This is a genomic window from Collinsella aerofaciens, assembly GCF_018785265.1.
GTDB lineage: Bacteria > Actinomycetota > Coriobacteriia > Coriobacteriales > Coriobacteriaceae > Collinsella > Collinsella aerofaciens_AI.
Genome location: NZ_WQPK01000045.1, coordinates 15,886 through 34,773, shown reverse-complemented (window position 1 = coordinate 34,773; position 18,888 = coordinate 15,886). Strand labels below are relative to the sequence as shown.

The following is an 18,888-nucleotide window of genomic DNA, read 5'->3' as shown; positions in this document are numbered from 1 at the left end:
CGCCACGCCGGCAGCTCCCCTACCTCCCGCGCAGGGCCTTGAGCTTGGCCAGGGCATCGGGGCTCAGGCGACTGCCCAGAGTCATCTTGATCTGCGGAGCTTCCTCTGCCTCGTGAACGTCGCTATCGATCTGTTTGATCTCGTCCACCAGCATGCGGCTCGAGATGCGCGTGACACCCTTGCCCATGACGACGGCTTGAATCGTGCCGTCGCTCGATACCACGGAGCACGCACGGCCTTCCTCGCGTGCCTCGATGCAGAGCTTCTGCACCACGGTATCGGCAGAGACGCCCGTCGGCGAAAACTCAATGCGCACGCCACGGGCCGGCAGGTTGGGGCGCTCGCTGGAGATATTGCCCGCGCCGTCGAACACGATCACGGCCTCGTAGCGGCCCTGGGCAAAGGCGGCGACGTCGTTGATGAGGGCGGTGCGCGCCATATCGTGAACGTCGTTGGAATACGGATCGTCGGAATGGTCGTAGACGAGCTTTTCGTAGCGTGGCGTGCAGTGGATCACGTTGTAGCCGTCGACCACCAGCAGCTCGGGCTTATTGGAGTGCACCGTCGAGACCGGATCGGCGATGGCCTGCGCAAACGCATTGCCGCCCACGCCGTAGGTCGCGGCCGAAACAATCGGCTTGGCCGAGCCTTCGCCAAAGCGCTTGGCCTTGGACTTGGCACGGTTCTTTTTGGACATGCGCTACTCCTCCCCCATGAGCTCGCCGGCGTTGCGGCGCAGCCACTCAAAGCACAGCGCCGTGGTCGCCTGGGCAACATTGAGGCTCTCGGTCATGCCGCGCTGGGGAAGCTTGGTCAAAAAGTCGCATTTCTCGAGCACCAGACGCGAGATGCCGTCGCCCTCGGACCCCATGACGAGCGCCACGCGGCCCTCGAAGGGAGCATCCCAGCAACTGCCTTCGGCGTGCTCGGAGGCACCGCCCACCCAAAAGCCAGCGGCCTTGAGGTCATCGAGTGCACGGGCGATATTGGGAACCTGAGCGATAGGCAGATGCATGACGGCGCCGGCTGAGGTCTTGTAGCTGCCCACGGTCACGCCGGCGGCACGCTTGTTGGCGATGACGACGCCCGCGGCGCCCACAACCTCGGCAGAGCGCACGATGGCGCCAAAGTTGCCGTCGTCGGTCACGTGGTCGAGCACCACGACAAGTGCCGGACCGTCGCCCGCGCGGTCGAGGATATCGACGACATCGGCATAGGGGAAATTACCCACCTCGAGCGCAATGCCCTGGTGAGCACCATGGCTCGACAGTGCGTCGAGCTGCGCGCGCTGCACATACTTAATGCGGACACCCGCGGCGTTGAGGTCGTCGACCAGGCGCGACAAGGCTGCATCGCGCTCCCCGCCCTCGGCAATGAGCGCGCACTTGATGGGAAAACCGGTGCGTAGCGCCTCGGCGGCAGCACGACGGCCTTCGATAAACTCGCCCTTGGGAGCCTGGACAGCGTCGCGGTTGCGATCGTGCTGCGGACGTGCGGCCTGGGTGCGATCGCGCCGGCCCTTGGGAGCGGTAGCGCGGTCATTGCGGCGAATCGGACGCGAGCCAGAAGCAGCCTGCTTGCCACCACGAGGTGCACGCTTGCGATTGTCGGCCATAAGACGGCCTCCTTAAATAGATAACGAACAAGAATCGACCGTCCGAGCCACGGCACCTTGCCTTTCAATCGTCGGGCATGACCACCAGGTCTATGCCCTCCTCTTTCAAGGCAATCTGCCGCACCTCAAACGGTCGACAAATACTAGAGACTCTTAATACGAGTGCCCGCGGCCGTATCTTCAATGGTGAGGCCCAGGTCCTTGAGCTGGTCGCGGATGGCATCTGCCAGATCCCAGTTCTTGGCGGCACGGGCCTCGGCGCGGGCCTCGAGAATCTTGGCAGCTGCCTCGTCCACATCGTCACCCGTGTAGGCAACAAGACCGGCGGCAACGCCCAGCAGCCCCAGCGGCAGCTCGACCTTGGGCTCGGGAAGCTCGACGCCAAACGTATCGAGCAGCTCGGTCAGCGTATCGGCGGCAGCCAAGACTGCGGCCTTGTCGGCAGCATCGCCCGCCTGCTCCAAATATTGATTGCACTCGGTGACAAAGCCAAAGACGGCACCCATGGCACCGGCGGTGTTAAAGTCGTCGTCCATGCACTCCTTAAAGGCGGCACGGGTCTCGGCGGCCTTGGCGGCAAACGCCTCGGATGCTACCTCATCGGCGTCGGCCGTCGCGTGGCTTGCAGCCCAGCGCAGGTTCTCGACCGTTCCGGCGATACGCGTGAGCGAGTTCTCGGCACCCTCCAGGCGCTCCCAAGAGAAGTCGAGCGGTGAGCGATAGCTCGTCTGCAGCATCAGCAGACGCAGAGCCGCGGCAGAGTGCTGCTCGAGGACCTCGGCCAGCGTAAAGAAGTTACCGAGCGACTTGGACATCTTCTCGCCGTCGACCAGCAGCATGCCCGTGTGCATCCAGGTGTTGGAGAAGCCCTGGTGCCAGGCGCAGGTAGCCTGGGCGCACTCGTTCTCGTGATGCGGGAAGGCAAGGTCGGAGCCACCGCCGTGGATGTCGATCGGGGTGCCCAGGTAACGGTGCACCATGGCGGCGCACTCGGTGTGCCAGCCGGGACGGCCCTCGCCCCAGGGGCTCGGCCAGCTGGGCTCGCCGGGCTTGGCGGCCTTCCACAGGGCAAAGTCGAGCGGGTCGTTCTTGTCCTCGTTCTCCTCGATGCGCGCGCCCACCATAAGGTCGTCGATGTTGCGGCCCGAGACCTGGCCGTAGTTGGGATCGCTGCGCACGGCAAAGTACACATCGCCGTTATCGGCTGCATAAGCGTGGCCCTGCTCGATAAGCGTCTTGATCATGGCGATCATGGGGCCGATCTCTTTGGTGGCGCGGGGGCGCACATCGGGATCGAGCACGTTGGCGGCGCGCATGACGCCGATGAACTTGTCGGAGAACTCCGTCGCGACCTCGGCGGCCGTACGGCCTTGCTCGTTGGCGCGCTTGATGATCTTGTCGTCGACATCGGTGAGGTTCTGGGCGAACGTGACCTCGTAGCCGCTCGCGATGAGCCAACGGCGGATCACGTCAAAGCTGATGAACGTGCGGGCGTTGCCGATGTGAATGTTGTCGTAGACCGTGGGGCCGCACACGTACATGCGGACCTTGCCGGACTCGATGGGCTGGAACTCTTCCTTTTTATGGGTAGCGCTGTTGTAGATACGCATTCGTTACTCCTTAGCGGTTTTCTGTAGCAGGCAGACGGCCCAGGCGCCAATTCCCTCGCCTTGGCCTTCCCAACCGAGCTTTTCGGTCGTAGTGGCGGCGACGCCCACGTTTTCGACGTCAACGCCCAGGGCATGAGCCAGGTTAGCGCGCATGGCATCGCGGTGTGGGGTGATCTTGGGCTGCTGGCAGGCAATGGTGCAGTCGGCATCGACAAACTCAAAGCCCAGCTCGCGCGCATAGTCCATCACACGGGCAAGCAGTACCATCGAATCGGCACCCTCGTAGGCAGGGTCGGTATCGGGGAACAGCTTGCCGATGTCTCCCCCGCGGCAGGCGCCCAGAATGGCGTCGGCCAAGGCGTGCGCGAGCACATCGGCATCCGAGTGGCCCAGCAGGCCGCGCTCGTAGGGAATGTCGACACCGCCGATGATACATCGACGCCCCTCCACCAAACGGTGGACGTCGTAGCCGTGTCCAATACGCAGGTTACTGAACATGGGGAAGGTCCTCTCCCTCGGCCATGCGGCCGAGCAGAATCGCGGTTACGGGACGCAAGTCCTCGGGTACCGTCACCTTAAGGTTGTCGCGCGGGCTCTGGACGCAGCGAACGCGTCCTCCCATGCGCTCGACCAGCGAAGAATCGTCGGTCCCGATAAAACCCTCGGCGATAGCTGCGGTGTGGGCGCGCTTCATGGCGTCGACGCTAAAGATTTGCGGCGTCTGCGCGGTCCAATAGAGCTCGCGCGGCGGCGTCTCGACGATATTATCGCCGTCGACGATCTTGAGCGTGTCGATCGCGGGCTGGCCGCACACGACACCGTCGAGGTCGCGGTCGCTCACGAGCACGTCGATAGCGTGATCGATGGCCTCGGTAGTAATGAGCGGACGAGCGCCGTCGTGAATGGCGACGTATTCAAAGCCCGCCGGAACCGCATGCACGCCGGCACGGGTGGAATCCTGGCGGGTATCGCCGGCATCGGCAAAACTGATGGGCGTGTCATAGTCAAACGGGTCGATGGCCAGGCGGCGCATCTCAGCACGACGCTCAGCAGGGCAAACCACGACGATGTGGCCGACCCTTTCGACCCGATCAAACGCGCAGATGGACCAGCTCATAAGCGGACGACCCGCTACATTGACGAGCTGCTTGCCACCAGGGTTACCAAAGCGCTGGCCGCTGCCACCGGCAACGACCACGGCGCATACGGGCGCCATTATGCGTTCCCCTGTTTGGTGCCCTTCATGCGGTACAGGGAGTCCGCAAGAATGGCAGGGTTGTTAACGCCAAAGTCGCCCAGGCGCTCCGGATCCTCGCTGATGTCGTCCATGAGTTCCTGCAGCGAGCCGTACTCGTCGACAATCTTCTCGGCTACGCCGTCGCGCACGACGGACACGCGCGAAAGCGTGCGCAGGCCCAGCGGCGTCATGACGGAGTCCTCATCCAGGTCGTCATAACCCAGAACCGCCGCCACATGCTGTGGGTCGGACAGGTCCTTAGGCGTCATGCGGCTAAGCTCGGCGCGAATCTTCTCGGCATTGGCCTCGGAGGAGTCGCTCGCGTAGTCGCGGATCATCAGGTCATACTCGGTATCCATACTGGAGCCGGCGAGCTGCTCGAGCTGCATCTGCACGAGCTTGCCCTGGTTGCCCAGCTTGACGATACAATCCTTAAGCTCAGTCTTTGCCTGCTGCATGATCTCGAAACTCGAGAAAATACCGGTAATGTCGGCGAGCGTAACGTAGTCGTCGAGCTCAAGGGCCGTCAGGCGCAGCAGGGAGCGATCAAGCGACTGACGGGTGGTCTGGAGCGTGGCGACGAGCTGGTTGACCGAGCTCATGATGGTGGTGACGGGCTGGATCTCGTAGCTCTTGCCGTGGACATACACGTTGACGACAGCACGACGAGCCGAAACCGAGATCACGATGGCGTCGGTGAGCACCGACATGCGAGCGGCAGTACGGTGACGCATGCCCGTCTCGCTCGTGGCGAGTGAGGGATCGGGATTGAGGTGGAAGTTGGCGCGCAGAATCTGGGTGAGGTCACCGTCAATGACGATGGCGCCGTCCATCTTGGAAAGCTCGAACAGACGGTTCGAGGTGAACGAAATGTTGAGCGGGAAGCCATCGTTACCGGCAGCGAGCACGTTTTCGGTGTCGCCGACGCAGATAAGGGCGCCCAGGTGACCGGCAATGATCATGTCGAGGGCGGTGCGGATCGGCTGGCCAGGTGCCGTCAGACGAATGGCCTGTTCCATACGCTTTTGCAACTCGTTCTTATCCAAGGCATCGCTCCAATCCTATACGCTCCATAAACGCTAAATAGTTTCTCACGGTTTGCCCCCGCCACGCTCGCGAAATCCGATGCTTACAGAATGAGCGAACGCCGCTTAGGTAGCCCATTTGGGACGGGACTCTTTTGGCTGCTCATGTGGTAGCATCGGGTCTCATATAAATGAGGGAGTAGTCGTGTAATCGGGTTCGCCCGCAGAGAGGGAGCCAGACTATGGGACTCGCAGAGCTCGTGTTGCTCGCCGTTGGCCTTTCGATGGACGCCTTTGCCGTTTCCATCTGCAAGGGTCTCGGCATGAAAAAGATCAACCTTAAAGTCGCCGTGGTGCTCGGCCTGTTCTTTGGTGGCTTCCAGGCCGGCATGCCCGTGATCGGATGGGCGCTTGGCAGCCAATTCATGGGCATCATCGGACCCATCGACCATTGGATCGCCTTTATCCTTTTGGCCTTTATCGGCGGCAAAATGCTATGGGAGGCCTTTACCGAGGACGAGAATGAAGGCGACGGCAAGGATGCCGAAAAGATCGACCTGGGAGAGTACCTGATCCTCGCCATCGCCACCTCAATCGACGCGCTCGCCGTGGGTATCTCGTTTGCCGCGCTCTCGGTCGACATCGTTCCCGCCGTGTCGCTTATCGGCATCACGACGTTTATCTTCTCTGTTGCCGGCGTGGCAATCGGTCATACCTTTGGTTCGCGCTACGAAAAACCTGCCGCCATCGTGGGCGGCGTCGCGCTCATCCTCATCGGGCTTAAGATCTTGCTTGAGCATCTGGGGATTCTCGCGATATAAAAAGTGCCTCTCATAAGCTCAACGTCAATGTAGAAGTCTCATGCAGAGTTTTGCATAATGCCTATTCGTGCAGACTTTTGCATGTCATACTGATATGCAAAAGTCTGCACGTTAGGAGATTGCCGTGGATACCCTTCCCATCACCACGCCGCGCCAAGCTGGCATCTACGTGCGCCAGGCACGCGACTCACAGGGAATCCCCCGTGCGGCCCTCGCTAAAAAAGCCGGTGTTTCGGAGCGCCTGCTCGCATCGCTCGAGCTGGGAGATGCCACCGGCATTCGACTCGACAAGCTATTGGCGATCTTTAATGCTCTCGGACTGGCGCTCGCCGCTCAAGGGGATATCGTCAAAACGAATAACGAGCAATCAGCCAACGTTCCGCATGCCGATCTGCAAACTCGCAGCACCCCCAGACGCCATCGCGCTCAACGTCCCTCTCATAGCTACCGTTGCTGCGCCGCCATTCCGGTTCTTGCAGACGCCCCCTTTACGTCTGAACTCTACGACAAAGCCTTCGCAGATTTCGCCATGTCCAATCTCGGAGTCTCGATTGCCGCGAACGCATCTGTCCAACCAAAGCCTGACGGGAAATAGCCAATGGCCACCACATCGCTTCGGACTATTATTTGCGGCGAACCTGCAGGAACGCTCATGCAAGATGAGAACGGTCTAGTCAGCTTTGCCTATGATCAAGACTATGACGGGCCAGCATTATCTATCAACATACCCGTATCAAATCGTACATACAGCCAACAGGTCATGAATCCGTACCTGTTTGGCCTTCTACCCGACAGCGAGGACCAACGAAAAGCGATTGCCGCCGAATTCGACGTTAGGCCCAACAATCCCGTTGCGTTGCTCAGCCATATCGGACTCGACTGTCCGGGCGGAGTGCAGTTTTGTGCCGAAGAAGATGCCGACGCCGTCCTGCATCGCGCTGGCGAATACCGCCCTATAGACGACCACGAAATTGCTCTCCGTCTCAAGTCGATCAGAGATGACCGCGATGCATCGTGGATGGGTCTAGATGAAAGTTGGTCACTTGGAGGCAACCAGGGCAAGTTCGCACTCGCACTCATAGACGGTCGCTGGTGCGAATGCGTAGGTTCCTCGCCCACGACGCATATTTTCAAAAATGGCGTTATCGGATTTAAGCTCGAAGCGCTTAATGAGTTTGTCTGCATGAAAAGCGCCCAGCGCGCGGGTATCGCAACGGCGAACGTTGAGTATCGCTTATTTGAGAACGAACCCGCCCTCATTGTTGAGCGCTATGACCGTGTGAATGTCAAAGACGGGACAATCATGCGTCTACACCAAGAAGACCTCTGTCAGGCCCTTGGAGTGATGCCCGCTCAAAAGTACACGGCAGACGGCGGCCCGACCGCACGCGATATTCAGGAACTCCTCGTCAATACGAGCCATCATCAACTTAACCTGTATCTGTTTACGCAGATACTTTTCTTTAACGCCATCATCGGCGCACCGGACGCGCATGCGAAGAACTATTCCCTGCTTCTTGGAAACGGCGGCACAGCTATGATGGCCCGTATGTATGACGTTGCATCTGGGCTGGCATACGAACGTATGCGGCGAAAAGCGCGCCTCGCCATGAGCGTTGGCGGCGAAAACCGTGTGGGACGCATCGGTCCAGGCGCTATCCGCCGATACCACGGTATGGGCGACCCCGCGCTGGAGGCGGCACTCACCGATGCCGGGCTATCCGAGAAGTTTTGCTTTGCGACCATGATGGACCTCGCCTACGAGGTACCCATTTGCATGGAAGAGGTCATGGACGAATACGCCGATCTGCCCGGCATGGCGGACCTGCGCAAGCATATGCTCGGGCCCGTCCGCGAAAACTGCCAGCGCACCCTCGACCTCATCAAGGCGGATATGGGCTAGACGCCAATCAATTTCCCATTTCTTAAAAGAAGAGAGGGGGCACCCGTCGCAAAAGCTCGGGTATCCCCTCTCGTAATGTCATTTGCAATCCATCAGCAAAGGTTTTGGATCGCCGTCAATGCGACCTTTACGCAGCGAGGCGCTTGAGGACGTCGATGAGCAGCTCGTAGAAGCGCTCGGCAGAAGCGAGCTCCATGCTCTCGTCCGGGGTGTGGACATCGGAGAGCGTCGGGCCCACGGCGATGGCGTCCAGGCCGTGCAGGGCCTCGGCAAACAGGCCGCACTCAAGGCCGGCGTGAATGGACTCGATGCGCAGCTCGGAGCCAAAGAGCTCGCGATAGCTCTCGACAAAGATGTCGCGGACCGGCGAATGCTCGGCATAGCTCCAGCCGGGATACTCGAACTCGAACTTGGCGTCGAAGCCCAGGACATCGGCCAGCGTCTGCAGGCGGTCCTTGAACTCGTTCTGCAGCGAGGTAATCGAGGAGCGCGGGGACAGCATGATCTTGACCTCGTCGTCAGAAGTGGCAACCACACCGATGTTGGAGGAAACCTCGACGGAGCCGTCGGTGGCGACGTTGCGGCGAATCACGCCGTTAGGGGCAAGACGCAGGGCGCGGATGAGGGCAAGCGCGGACTTCTGATCCATGGCCTCGACCTCGGCGTCGTCGGCAATCTCGACGGTGCAGGTAAAGCCGGGGTCAAAGACCTCGAGCTCGGCAGTGACGTCGGCAATGATGCCCTTTGCGATCTGGGCCGCGGCCTCGGCGGCAGCGTGATCAGTGTAGACCAGCTCGGCCTTGCACTCACGGTTGATGGCGTTGTCCTTAGTGCCGCCGTTAAAGCTGACGATGGCGGGCTCGCCGGCGACCATCAGGCGGTCGATGATGCGGGCCATGATGAGGTTGCCGTTGCCGCGCTCCAGGTGGATGTCGGCGCCGGAGTGACCACCCAGCAGGCCGGAGATCTCGAGCGTAAGGGTGCTGCCGGTCTTGTGCTCGCGCACGATCGGGCAGGTGTAGGTAACGACGACACCGCCGGCGCAGCTGACGGTGGCCACGCCCTCCTCCTCGGAATCGAGGTTGATCATGGTGCGGGCGCTAATCTGGGACTTGTCGAGCGTCTCGGCGCCAACCAGGCCAGTCTCCTCGTCGGTGGTGAACACGCACTCGAGGGCCGGATGAGCAATCGAATCGTCGTTGAGCACGGTGAGCATCAGAGCGACAGCAATGCCGTTGTCGGCGCCCAGGGTGGTGCCGTTAGCGGTGAGGACGCCGTCCTTGACGACCAGGTCGATACCATCGGTCGTAAAGTCGTGCTCAACGGAGCCAAGCTTGTCGCACACCATGTCGATGTGGCCCTGCAGCATCACGGTCGGGGCATTCTCGGCGCCGGCAGATGCGGGCTTACGAATGATGACGTTGTAGACCTCGTCCTGATACACGTCGAGGCCGCGCTCCTTGGCAAACGCAACCAAGAAATCGCTGATGCCCTTCTCGTTGCCAGACCCACGGGGAATCGCGCTGATCTCCTCAAAGAAATGGAACAGCTGGGCGGGCTCGTAGCCAGTAATCTTGTAGTCCATGGTGCCTCCTTGGCGCAACTGGTTAGACAATAAGACATGCGCCTTGTATATTCCCAGACTTCGTTTGCATAAACCACTCGAAAACGCCGAGCGCCCTCGCATCATCGGCTAACGGCGGGGAAACACCACTTTATCAAGATAAAGCATGTTAGACGGGCCGCGCCGAAGGGACGCTGGACCCTTCAACCAACCTCAACGCCTGATCAACGTTTATGCATACACCATTGGTATGCTTAATGAGATTTTTGTCCTCCGTCACGACGTAATCGACGTCGATGCGATTGGCAACGCCCAGCATCAGGTCATCCTCAAAGTCATTGTGATGATACTTGAACACAAAGGAGTCGAAGACCTCGTCTGCACCGACCGGCGCGATGAGGGCGAGCTCGCGCATCTGCCGAACGCATGCCCAGGCCGTTTCGTCCGCCGCCGCAATGGCGTTATCGCTCAGCGAACCATTCTTCCTTCGGCACTCCCTCTTAATCGCCGCCGAGACAAGATACGAGACATCTTTGACCGAAAGAGACGAGGCAAACAGGGCAATCTGCTCCGAGACATCGGCAATCTCGAATAGACGGACAACATCCGCTGTCCGGTCCGACCTTCCAGAAAAGTAATCCATCCATACGTTGGTGTCGATGAGCAACTTGAGAATGCCGTCTGCACTCATAGCTCCACCCACTCGGGATAGCGCTCCGCCATTGCTTCCTCATAGAGGTCATCGTAGTCACCCGAGAGGTCGGGAACAGGGATGCCGTATTTGAGGCACGCATCGCGCACGATGTGGCTGCCTTGCGTAACCCTTGATTCCACCGACGCAGTCGCTGGCACGTTAGAGCTCGGTACCGCAATCCCCGATCTCGAGGGCATGCATCCGTTGACGACCAGATATTCCCAAAGTGTCCGCACCGCTTGAGACGGCGTCATGCCGATATGCGCCAGCACGGCGTCCCCAGCCTCTTTGAGTTGGCGATCCATGCGTACATTCATCTGGACCGGCCGTGAGTCGAGTACCGATATAGGCATGCTAGCTCCTTCTGCTATACATATTTGTATTTCGAGTATAGCACCATTTACTCATAAAAAGGAGCGCCCCGACAGGAGTGCCCCTTCGCAAAGCTATGTTAATCCCTACAGCGCGCCGGAACCGGCTTGCATCATGCCGCCGGGGTCCGAGGTCACGCCGCCGCTCACGGGCGCGGCGTTGCCGGTGTGCGGTGCCGCCGGGGCGGTATCGCCACCGAGCGTGCCCGCCGGACGCGGTGCCGGGATCTCGCCCGTGCCGTGGCTAAAGACAAACTTGCCATCGGCCACGTCGCACAGGACGGTATCGCCCTCGCCCCACTCGCCGGCCAGAAGCTCCTCGGACAGCGGGTCCTCGATGAGCTTTTGGATGGCACGGCGCAGCGGACGCGCACCGTTGGTGAGGTCGGTGCCCTCGGCCACGATCTTGTCATAGGCCGCATCGGTGAGCTTGATGTTCATGCCGTTGGCAATCAAACGCTGACGCAGGTCGTCCACCAGCAGGTGCGCGATCTTGGTGAGATTCTCGCCCGAGAGCTTCTGGAACACCACGATGTCATCGATACGGTTGAGCAGCTCGGGGCGGAACAGGCGCTTGAGCTCGCCCATCGCGCGACCACGGATCTCACTCGACGTGAGACCCTGCTCGCCGGTGGTGCCAAAGCCCACGCTCGCATCCTGCGCAATCTCGCGGGCGCCCACGTTGGACGTCATGATGATCACGGTGTTGCGGAAGTCTACCGTCTTGCCCTGGCTATCGGTCAGACGACCCTCTTCCAGCACCTGCAGCAGGATGTTGAAGATATCGGGGTGCGCCTTCTCGATCTCGTCGAACAGCACGACCGAGTACGGGTGGCGACGAACGGCCTTGGTGAGCTGGCCGCCCTCGTCGTGACCGACGTAACCCGGAGGGCTACCGATGAGCTTGGAGACCTCGAACTCGCTACCGAACTCGGACATGTCGAAGCTGATGAGTGCGTCCTTGCTGCCAAAGAGGTACTCGGCGAGCGTCTTGGCGAGCTCGGTCTTGCCCGTGCCGGTGGGACCCAGGAAGATAAAGCTGCCGCCGGGGCGACGCGGATCCTTGAGCGGCGAGCGGCTGCGGCGCACGGCCTTGGCAACTGCCTCGACAGCCTCATCCTGACCGATGATGCGCGTCTTGAGTACGCTTTCGGCCTGCAGCAGGCGACGGCTCTCGCTCTCGGTAAGCGAGGACACCGGCACGCCCGAAGTCACGGACACGATGTCGGCAATCTGACTCACGTCGATGGTGAGCGGGCTGGCGTCGAGCTCGGCCGTCCAGGCGGCCTTGGCCTCGGCGAGTTCAATCTCGGCAGCCTTCTGCTGCTCGGTGATCTCGGCAGCCTTGTTCATGTCGTCGCTCTCGGTGGCCTCCTGCGCGGCGGCCTTGAGCTCCTCGATGCGATGCTCGGCCTCGCGCACCGGCTCGGGTGCGCGATTCGCGGCGATGCGAGCGCGGGCACCGGCCTCGTCGATGAGGTCGATTGCCTTATCGGGCAGGAAGCGATCCTGGATGTAGCGGTTGGAGAGGTTCGCGGCGGCCTCGATGGCACCCTGCGTGTAACGCACGTGGTGGTGCTCCTCGTAGCGTGGCTTGAGCGCAGTCAGAATCTTGACGGTGTCCTCGACACTCGGCTCCTCGACATCGATGGTCTGGAAGCGACGCTCGAAGGCCGGGTCCTTGGTAAGGTACTTGCGGAACTCCTCGGCCGTGGTGGCACCGATAATCTGGAAAGCGCCGCGCGCGAGCACCGGCTTGAGCATGGAGCTCGCGTCGATGGAGCCCTCGGCGGAACCGGCACCGATGATGGTGTGCATCTCATCGATAAACAGGATGACGTCGTCGGCCTCGGTTGCCTCCTGGATCACGTTCTTGAGGCGCTCCTCGAACTCACCGCGATACTTGGCGCCCGCAACGAGACCCGGCAGGTCGAGCGTCCAGATATTCTGGTTCATGAGGTTCTCGGGCACGTTGCCGGCGGCGATCTGCTGGGCCAGACCCTCGACGATGGCCGTCTTGCCCACGCCGGGATCGCCCAGGATGAGCGGGTTGTTCTTGGTGCGACGCGAAAGAATTTCCATCATACGCTGGACTTCCTTTTCGCGGCCGATCACCGGATCGAGCTCACCGTCGCGCGCCTTCTGCGTAAGGTTGGTCGCGAACTGCTTAAGTGTATCGGTACCGCCCCCCCTTTGCTGGGAGGTATCCGAGCCGCTAAAGAACGGCAGGCCCGTACCGGGACGACCAGCACCGGCGCCAGCGAGCGGGCGCTTCTTATCCTGGTCCTTGGCGGTGAGTTTCTCGATAGCCTTTTTGATGGAGGCAGACGACACGCCCAGGCGCATGAGGATGTCCATGGCCATGCCGTTGCCTTCTTCGACGATGCCGATCAGCAAGTGCTCGGTCGAAACGTAGGTCTGGTTGTTCTCGCGTGCCACGCGGAAGGAGCGTTCCATCACGCTGATGACGAGCGGCGTAAAGGCGAGCTTGGCCGCCTCGGTCTCCTCGCTGGGCTCGGGAACCGTGGTCTGGACCTCTTTGAGGGTATCCATGATGTCATCGTAGGAGATATCGAGCGAACGCAGTGCCTCGGCGGCAATACCCTCGTCCTCCTTGGCAAGCGCGAGCAGCAGGTGCTCGGTGCCCACCTTATTTGAATGAAGATCGAGCGCCTCCTGTTTGGCCATCGACATGACCTTGCGCGCTCGATCGGTAAATCTATCTAACATGCTCGTTTCCTTACATGAGTTCATCGAAATCAAAACGCCCGCCCGTCGGCGGCGCTTTTGTCTCTTTACCCACAGGTTGTCTATGTTAACAGCTGGAGGAATATCTATAAACCCGGCTCACATGAATGCAGGTTATGACCGCATCGCGGGACTCACCGCGCGATGCGCGACAGGCGCCCCGCAAGAGAAACCCTAGGCGTCTTTCACCACGTCGGGACTCGTCGCACGCGATGCGCGATAGGCATCGGCCTCCTTGGAGACGCGTTCGAGCAGCTCGGATGTATCGACGCCCTCGACTTGCGCGACCGTTTCCACCGTCTGCATGGCGACCGCCCTCAGGTACGCGCACGCGCTGTCCCCCAGCTGCTCGAGGTCTATCTCCTCGCCGCCCTCCCGGGCAAAGCCGACCGCCATCACAAAGTCCATGATGCCCGAGACCAGAAAGCCCACCGCAAAGCTCGAATCCGCCTTGAGCTCTTCTCCGTCGGGGTGGACGATCTCTCTCACGCGGTCGATGATGATCGTATGGATGCCCTGCACGACCTGCTCGGCGGCACCCGCCCTCATGGTGATGACGATGCGCCGCAGCAGGCAGCGGACGTCGCGCCGGTCGAACGCCGAAAGGTCGCCCTCGCTCGAAAAATGCCAGAGGGCATCGGTGATGAGCTCGTTATCCTGCAGCAGTTGGGCTATGGCGATGGCGACGAGTTCATCGAAATCGTGAAAATAGTAGTAAAACGTTCCGCGATTGCACCGGGCGGCGCGGGTCACCTCGCCAACCGACAGCTCGAAGATGCTGTTGTTCTCGATGAGCTCCCAAAACGCCTCGATGATACGGGTGCGTGCATCGGGCGCATCGGCGTCCTTACGCGGTCTCGCCATGCGCCTCACCGCACCCCTGCGCCTTGGCGTTCATGATGAGCATCTGAAGACGGTTCTCCACGTTGGCGAAGCTCACGTCGGGATCGTAGTCGAGCGGCAGGAACTGCGCCGTGGGATACTGCTCCTTGAGCGCATGGATGAGCCCGCGCCCCACGACATGGTTGGGCAGACACCCGAACGGCTGCAGGATCACGAAGTTGCGGCAGCCGCGCTTGGCGTGCTCGAGGATCTCCGCCGGAATCAGCACGCCCTCGCCCGCATCGAACGTATGGTGCAGGATCTTATCGCTCGCGCGCACGAGCTCGGGCATGCGCGTCGGCGGCTCGTAGAGCGGGCTCGCCGCGCCCAGGCGGTCGCAACGGTCGTGCGCGAGCTCGAACAGGTTGTCCGCCGTGGCGTACCAGGCCTTTTCGGGCAGCGACAGGTCGACGTGGAACTCGCGCGACTGCGCATGCTTGTAGAAATAGGTCTTGCGGATCACGTCGGTCATGCGCGCCTCGATGACCTCGAGCCCGTTGTCCTCGAGGTAGCGCTCGATCTCGTGGTTGGCGCCGAGATGGAAATTGAGCAGGTACTCGCCCACGATGAGAACGGTCGGATGCGGGTTCGAGCGGTCGTACGGAACGGCGTCCATGATCGCAAGCGCGCGTTTGAAGCCCGTCGCCTGGCCTCTCAGCCCGGAGCGCTCCATGCCCTCGATAACCTCATCGAGCGCGCGGTCGAACGCAGCGTCCGCCGCGCCCTTCTCGAGCTCGTAGGGACGGATGCGCCTAAGCATGGCCTCGAGGGTATCGATCATGGGAAGACCGTAGGCGATCTGGATGCTCGGGCCAAGGCCGAGCTTGAAGCCCGGATGCGCATTGTGGGCATCGACGTCGTCGTTGGTGAGCACCGGGACATAGTCGTATCCCGCGTCGTCGAGCGCGCGGCGCAGCAGGGGCATGTAGTGCGTCAGGCGGCAGTCGCCGATATACTTGCCAGTCACCACGGCGACGTCGTGCGGGTCGTACTTACCGCTCTCGAGTGCCGCGAGCGCCTCGCCGATCACGATTTGCGCGGGGAAGCAGATGTCGTTGTGCACATAGCGTTTGCCCAGGCGGATGGCATCCTCGCGCCCGATATCAAGGGCCTCGGCGCGCACGCCCTGATTGCGCATCGCCGCGGTCATGAGCCTGCAGAACGCATGGGAGGTGTTGGGGACCAGCGCGATCTTGTCGTGCCGGTCGCGCTTGGTGTACTTGACCTTATACGGGTCGTCGAGCGGATGGACCGCGTGCACCCGGGCGCCCTCGGCACGCTCCTCCGCGCGACGACGGTTGACCGACTCGATAAACGAACGCACGCGAATGCCCATGGGACCGGCGACGTCGCTCTCATCGAGCTTGATCATCATCGGAACCTTGGAGCCCATCTCGCCCATCATGCGCGCGATCTCGTCGGTGAGATACGCATCGTGGCCGCAGCCGAAGCTGCCCATCTGCACGAGCTCGAGCTCGGGCGTCGATGCGACGATGACCGCGCACGACAGCATGCGCGCATGGTAGTTGTTCACGATGTCGATGCGGCTGTTGGAAAGATCGACGTCGCAGACCCCCGGCACCGCATCGGGCGTCAGCACGGGGATGCCGCGCTCAGAGAAGAGCTTGGGCAGCCCGTGGTTGACCAGCGGGTCGTTGTGGTACGGGCGCGAAGCGATCACCACCGCGTAGCCGCCGTCCTCGCGCACGTTCTCGAGCACCTGCCTGCCGCGCAGCTGCAGCTGGTTCTCAAACGTCTGCTGCGCGCGGTCCGCCTGCTCGGTCGCCTTGGCAACCAGGTCGGCATCGATATCGAAGGTCTCCTTGCACCACGCCTTGAGCTGGCGGTTTCGGTCGCCCTCGTCGTACCAGTGGAACAGCGGCGTATCGAACGGAACGCCGAAACGCTCCTCCGGGTTATCGGAATTGCGCATCACGTAGGGGTATCCCTTTACGACGGCGCACATCCACTCGCTGGTAGAGGCGGTGTTTTCGGTGGGCACCGTCGTGATGATGGGCATGAAGATACGGTCGACGCCGGCGTCGACGAGATTGCGGATGTGCCCGTGGACGAGCTTGGCCGGGAAGCACACGGTGTCGGATGTGACGTGCGCCAGACCGCGCTCGTACATCGCCTTGGTGCTGCGTCCCGAGACGCGCACCTTAAAGCCGAGCGTGCTGAAGAACGTCGACCAGAACGGCATGGTGTCCCAGAACTCGAGCACACGGGGAATGCCGATCGTGACATCGCGCCCCCCGCAGACGGGAACCGTGGGGCACGACTCGAACAGCAGCTTCTCGCGGTCGACAAAGAGATTGGGGGCAGCCGCGGTCCGGTCGCGCCCCGTGCCGGGTGCCTGTGCCTCGCAAGCACCCTGCGGACGCAGCTCCTCCGCCGCGGGAACCTCGCGCACGAGCTCATCCCATGAGATGGCGCCGCCGCGCGGGCAGCGATTGCCCGTGACGTAAAGCGAGCCGTCGCCAAATGCCACGACCGCGCGCTGGCAGCGGTTGTTGCACCGACGGCAGGTAACGCCGCCGAACTCGCGATGCTCGAAGCGCTCCACGGCATCGAGCCCGATAAACGACGTGCCGGCGTCGCCCTTGCGGCATTCCTCGCGCGCGAGCAGGGCGATACCGATAGCGCCCATCAGCCCCGGGTGGGGCGCACGCGTGACGGGTTTGCCCAGATACTGCTCGAATGCGCGCAGCACCGCGTCGTTTCGGAACGTGCCGCCCTGGACGACGACTTTGTCGCCCAGACGGTTGAGATTTGAAACGCGAATGACCTTGGTGAACACGTTCTCGATAATCGAACGGCAGAGACCGGCCATGATGTCGCCCGGACCCTTACCGCGCCGCTGCTCGGAAACGACGCTGCTGTTCATGAACACCGTGCAGCGGCTGCCGAGAACGGCGGGGGCTTTGGACGAAAATGCCTCGGTCGCGATATCCTCAACGGCTATTCCGAGGTTTTTGGCAAAACCCTCGAGGAACGAGCCGCAGCCCGCAGAGCACGCCTCGTTGACGACGATATCGGTCAGCACGCCGTGGTTGAGCCAGATGGCCTTCATATCCTGTCCGCCGATGTCGAGCACGAAGGTCGCATCGGGAACGCATGCGCACGCGGCGCGGGCGTGCGCGACCGTCTCGACCGTATGGTAGTCGGCGTGGAACGCGCGCGCGAAAAGCTCCTCGCCGTATCCCGTGGTGCCCACGGCATCGATCGCAAGCGTGACTCCCGCTGTCTCCCAGCGGTTCTTCAAGCTGACAAGACCCTGTTGGGCGACGTCGAGCGGTCTGCCGTTATTAGACGCGTAGAACGAATCGACAAGCTCACCCGCCTCATCGACCAGGGCGAACTTGGTCGTCGTGCTCCCCGAATCGATACCGAGCGCCACGCGCACCGTCTCTCCGGGCGCATACGCATCCGGACCCTTTGCCGGCGTCTCTTTGCCATGGCGTGCCGTAAAATCCGCCTGCTCGGCAGGTGTGGCAAAAAAGGGCTGGGCAAGACGTCCCTCCCCGCTTGCGGGCGCGACCGTCTCGAGCTTATCCAGCCGGACAAAAGCGTCGGGAAGGTCGATCGGTTGGGACGATGCGAACATGTCGGTCAGCGACAGGGCGGCACCGCGCGCGACCATGATCTGCGGATCGCGCGGGACGATAACCTGATCGTCCGATAGATTCAGTTGCTCCCGGAACACGCGGACCAGCGTGGGGTTGTAGGCGAGCGTACCGCCCTCGAAGATTACCGGCGGCTCGATGTCGATACCCTGGGCCAGACCGCCGATCGTTTGGCGGGCGACCGCGTGAAGCGCCGAAAGCGCCAGGTCGGTGGTAGGAATGCCCTCGTTGAGCAGCGGCTGGATATCGGTCTTTGCGTACACGCCGCAGCGGCCCGAGACCTCGTGGACGGTCGTTCCCCGGCTTGCGAGCTGCTCGAACTCGCCCGATTCGGTGCCGACCCCCATGAGCTTTGCCATCTCGTCGATAAATGCACCGGTACCGCCTGCGCACGAACCGTTCATGCGCATGTCGGCAACCTCGATGTCTCCCTTATCGTTGGTGCGGAAGAAGATCATCTTGGCGTCTTGGCCGCCCAGCTCGATGGCGCAGCGCGTCTGCGGATAGAACCTGCTGATCGCGAGCGCGTTGGCGACCACCTCCTGAACGTACGAGGCGCCCAGCGCGGTCGCGATATCGCGCGCACCCGAGCCGGTCACCGCAACGCGCAGCGACTCATGGGGAAAGCGCTCGGCGAGCTCGCCGAGCATGGCGCGCACGCTCGCTGTCTGACACGCCCCGTGGCGGCGATATCCCCACCACGCCTCGGTCATATCCTCGTGCATCGCGTAAACTTTGGTCGTCGTCGACCCTACGTCCAGTCCTACTAGCAACGCCATAATGCTCCGTCTC

15 protein-coding genes are annotated in these 18,888 nt (G+C 61.7%); 3 read left to right on the top strand and 12 right to left on the bottom strand.

Going from position 1 to position 18,888, the window contains the following annotated elements:
* Positions 1–19 precede the first annotated feature (19 nt).
* From GPK42_RS07560 to disA, 6 genes are all read right to left on the bottom strand, one after another.
* Positions 20–697 carry an NYN domain-containing protein gene (locus tag GPK42_RS07560; protein ID WP_215694666.1) on the bottom strand — a complete coding sequence of 226 codons (678 nt, stop codon included), beginning with the start codon at positions 695–697 and terminating at the stop codon, positions 20–22.
* A 3-nt stretch (positions 698–700) separates the two neighbouring features.
* Entirely contained in the window at positions 701–1,615 is a 915-nt protein-coding gene (gene rlmB, locus GPK42_RS07555) for a 23S rRNA (guanosine(2251)-2'-O)-methyltransferase RlmB (RefSeq protein ID WP_215694664.1), read from the bottom strand.
* Between the two features lie 143 nt (positions 1,616–1,758).
* Positions 1,759–3,225 carry a cysteine--tRNA ligase gene (cysS, locus tag GPK42_RS07550; RefSeq protein ID WP_215694662.1) on the bottom strand — a complete coding sequence of 489 codons (1,467 nt, stop codon included), beginning with the start codon at positions 3,223–3,225 and terminating at the stop codon, positions 1,759–1,761.
* A 3-nt stretch (positions 3,226–3,228) separates the two neighbouring features.
* Positions 3,229–3,723 carry a 2-C-methyl-D-erythritol 2,4-cyclodiphosphate synthase gene (ispF, locus tag GPK42_RS07545; protein ID WP_215694660.1) on the bottom strand — a complete coding sequence of 165 codons (495 nt, stop codon included), beginning with the start codon at positions 3,721–3,723 and terminating at the stop codon, positions 3,229–3,231.
* Complete coding sequence (gene ispD, locus GPK42_RS07540) at positions 3,713–4,441, bottom strand: 2-C-methyl-D-erythritol 4-phosphate cytidylyltransferase (protein WP_215694658.1); 729 nt, start codon at positions 4,439–4,441, stop codon at positions 3,713–3,715. Before ispD ends, ispF begins: the two co-directional genes overlap by 11 nt.
* Positions 4,441–5,481, bottom strand: a complete 1,041-nt coding sequence (gene disA, locus GPK42_RS07535) for a DNA integrity scanning diadenylate cyclase DisA (RefSeq protein ID WP_369796797.1) — start codon at positions 5,479–5,481, stop codon at positions 4,441–4,443. The genes ispD and disA overlap by 1 nt, the downstream gene beginning before the upstream one ends.
* 248 nt (positions 5,482–5,729) lie before the next feature.
* On the opposite strand from disA, the gene GPK42_RS07530 reads away from it, so the two are divergent.
* The 3 genes from GPK42_RS07530 to GPK42_RS07520 all read left to right on the top strand — a co-directional run bounded on the left by GPK42_RS07530 (position 5,730) and on the right by GPK42_RS07520 (position 8,211).
* Entirely contained in the window at positions 5,730–6,308 is a 579-nt protein-coding gene (locus GPK42_RS07530) for a manganese efflux pump MntP (RefSeq protein WP_215694656.1), read from the top strand.
* A gap of 124 nt (positions 6,309–6,432) precedes the next feature.
* Complete coding sequence (locus GPK42_RS07525; RefSeq protein WP_215694654.1) at positions 6,433–6,903, top strand: helix-turn-helix domain-containing protein; 471 nt, start codon at positions 6,433–6,435, stop codon at positions 6,901–6,903.
* 3 nt (positions 6,904–6,906) lie between these two features.
* A complete protein-coding gene (locus GPK42_RS07520) occupies positions 6,907–8,211 on the top strand; it encodes a type II toxin-antitoxin system HipA family toxin (RefSeq protein ID WP_215694652.1) in 1,305 nt (434 codons plus the stop codon).
* 127 nt (positions 8,212–8,338) lie between these two features.
* Here GPK42_RS07520 and GPK42_RS07515 read toward each other — a convergent pair whose 3' ends face one another.
* From GPK42_RS07515 to GPK42_RS07490, 6 genes are all read right to left on the bottom strand, one after another.
* The gene (locus tag GPK42_RS07515; RefSeq protein WP_215694650.1) at positions 8,339–9,796 is read right to left on the bottom strand and encodes an aminoacyl-histidine dipeptidase; all 1,458 of its coding nucleotides are present in this window, start codon (positions 9,794–9,796) and stop codon (positions 8,339–8,341) included.
* A 148-nt stretch (positions 9,797–9,944) separates the two neighbouring features.
* Positions 9,945–10,466 (bottom strand): PIN domain-containing protein, encoded by a 522-nt coding sequence (locus tag GPK42_RS07510; RefSeq protein WP_215694648.1) that lies wholly within the window; start codon positions 10,464–10,466, stop codon positions 9,945–9,947.
* Positions 10,463–10,822, bottom strand: coding sequence for a type II toxin-antitoxin system RelB/DinJ family antitoxin (locus GPK42_RS07505; protein ID WP_215694646.1), 360 nt, complete (start codon positions 10,820–10,822; stop codon positions 10,463–10,465). Before GPK42_RS07505 ends, GPK42_RS07510 begins: the two co-directional genes overlap by 4 nt.
* Positions 10,823–10,927: 105 nt before the next feature.
* Positions 10,928–13,570: an ATP-dependent Clp protease ATP-binding subunit gene (locus GPK42_RS07500; RefSeq protein WP_215694644.1), complete on the bottom strand. Its 2,643-nt coding sequence runs from the start codon at positions 13,568–13,570 to the stop codon at positions 10,928–10,930.
* Positions 13,571–13,762: 192 nt separating this feature from the next.
* On the bottom strand, positions 13,763–14,452 hold the full coding sequence (locus GPK42_RS07495; protein ID WP_055285228.1) for a TetR/AcrR family transcriptional regulator: 690 nt from the start codon (positions 14,450–14,452) through the stop codon (positions 13,763–13,765).
* Positions 14,436–18,875: an acyl-CoA dehydratase activase gene (locus GPK42_RS07490; RefSeq protein WP_215694642.1), complete on the bottom strand. Its 4,440-nt coding sequence runs from the start codon at positions 18,873–18,875 to the stop codon at positions 14,436–14,438. Before GPK42_RS07490 ends, GPK42_RS07495 begins: the two co-directional genes overlap by 17 nt.
* Positions 18,876–18,888: the final 13 nt, after the last annotated feature.

Coding starts and splice junctions, on each gene's coding strand:
- GPK42_RS07495 (WP_055285228.1), bottom strand. CDS start 14,452: ATGGCGAGACCGCGTAAGGACGCCGATGCGCCCGATGCACGCACCCGT.
- GPK42_RS07500 (WP_215694644.1), bottom strand. CDS start 13,570: ATGTTAGATAGATTTACCGATCGAGCGCGCAAGGTCATGTCGATGGCC.
- GPK42_RS07515 (WP_215694650.1), bottom strand. CDS start 9,796: ATGGACTACAAGATTACTGGCTACGAGCCCGCCCAGCTGTTCCATTTC.
- GPK42_RS07505 (WP_215694646.1), bottom strand. CDS start 10,822: ATGCCTATATCGGTACTCGACTCACGGCCGGTCCAGATGAATGTACGC.
- GPK42_RS07520 (WP_215694652.1), top strand. CDS start 6,907: ATGGCCACCACATCGCTTCGGACTATTATTTGCGGCGAACCTGCAGGA.
- disA (WP_369796797.1), bottom strand. CDS start 5,481: ATGGAACAGGCCATTCGTCTGACGGCACCTGGCCAGCCGATCCGCACC.
- GPK42_RS07490 (WP_215694642.1), bottom strand. CDS start 18,875: ATGGCGTTGCTAGTAGGACTGGACGTAGGGTCGACGACGACCAAAGTT.
- cysS (WP_215694662.1), bottom strand. CDS start 3,225: ATGCGTATCTACAACAGCGCTACCCATAAAAAGGAAGAGTTCCAGCCC.
- rlmB (WP_215694664.1), bottom strand. CDS start 1,615: ATGGCCGACAATCGCAAGCGTGCACCTCGTGGTGGCAAGCAGGCTGCT.
- GPK42_RS07510 (WP_215694648.1), bottom strand. CDS start 10,466: ATGAGTGCAGACGGCATTCTCAAGTTGCTCATCGACACCAACGTATGG.
- GPK42_RS07530 (WP_215694656.1), top strand. CDS start 5,730: ATGGGACTCGCAGAGCTCGTGTTGCTCGCCGTTGGCCTTTCGATGGAC.
- ispF (WP_215694660.1), bottom strand. CDS start 3,723: ATGTTCAGTAACCTGCGTATTGGACACGGCTACGACGTCCACCGTTTG.
- ispD (WP_215694658.1), bottom strand. CDS start 4,441: ATGGCGCCCGTATGCGCCGTGGTCGTTGCCGGTGGCAGCGGCCAGCGC.
- GPK42_RS07560 (WP_215694666.1), bottom strand. CDS start 697: ATGTCCAAAAAGAACCGTGCCAAGTCCAAGGCCAAGCGCTTTGGCGAA.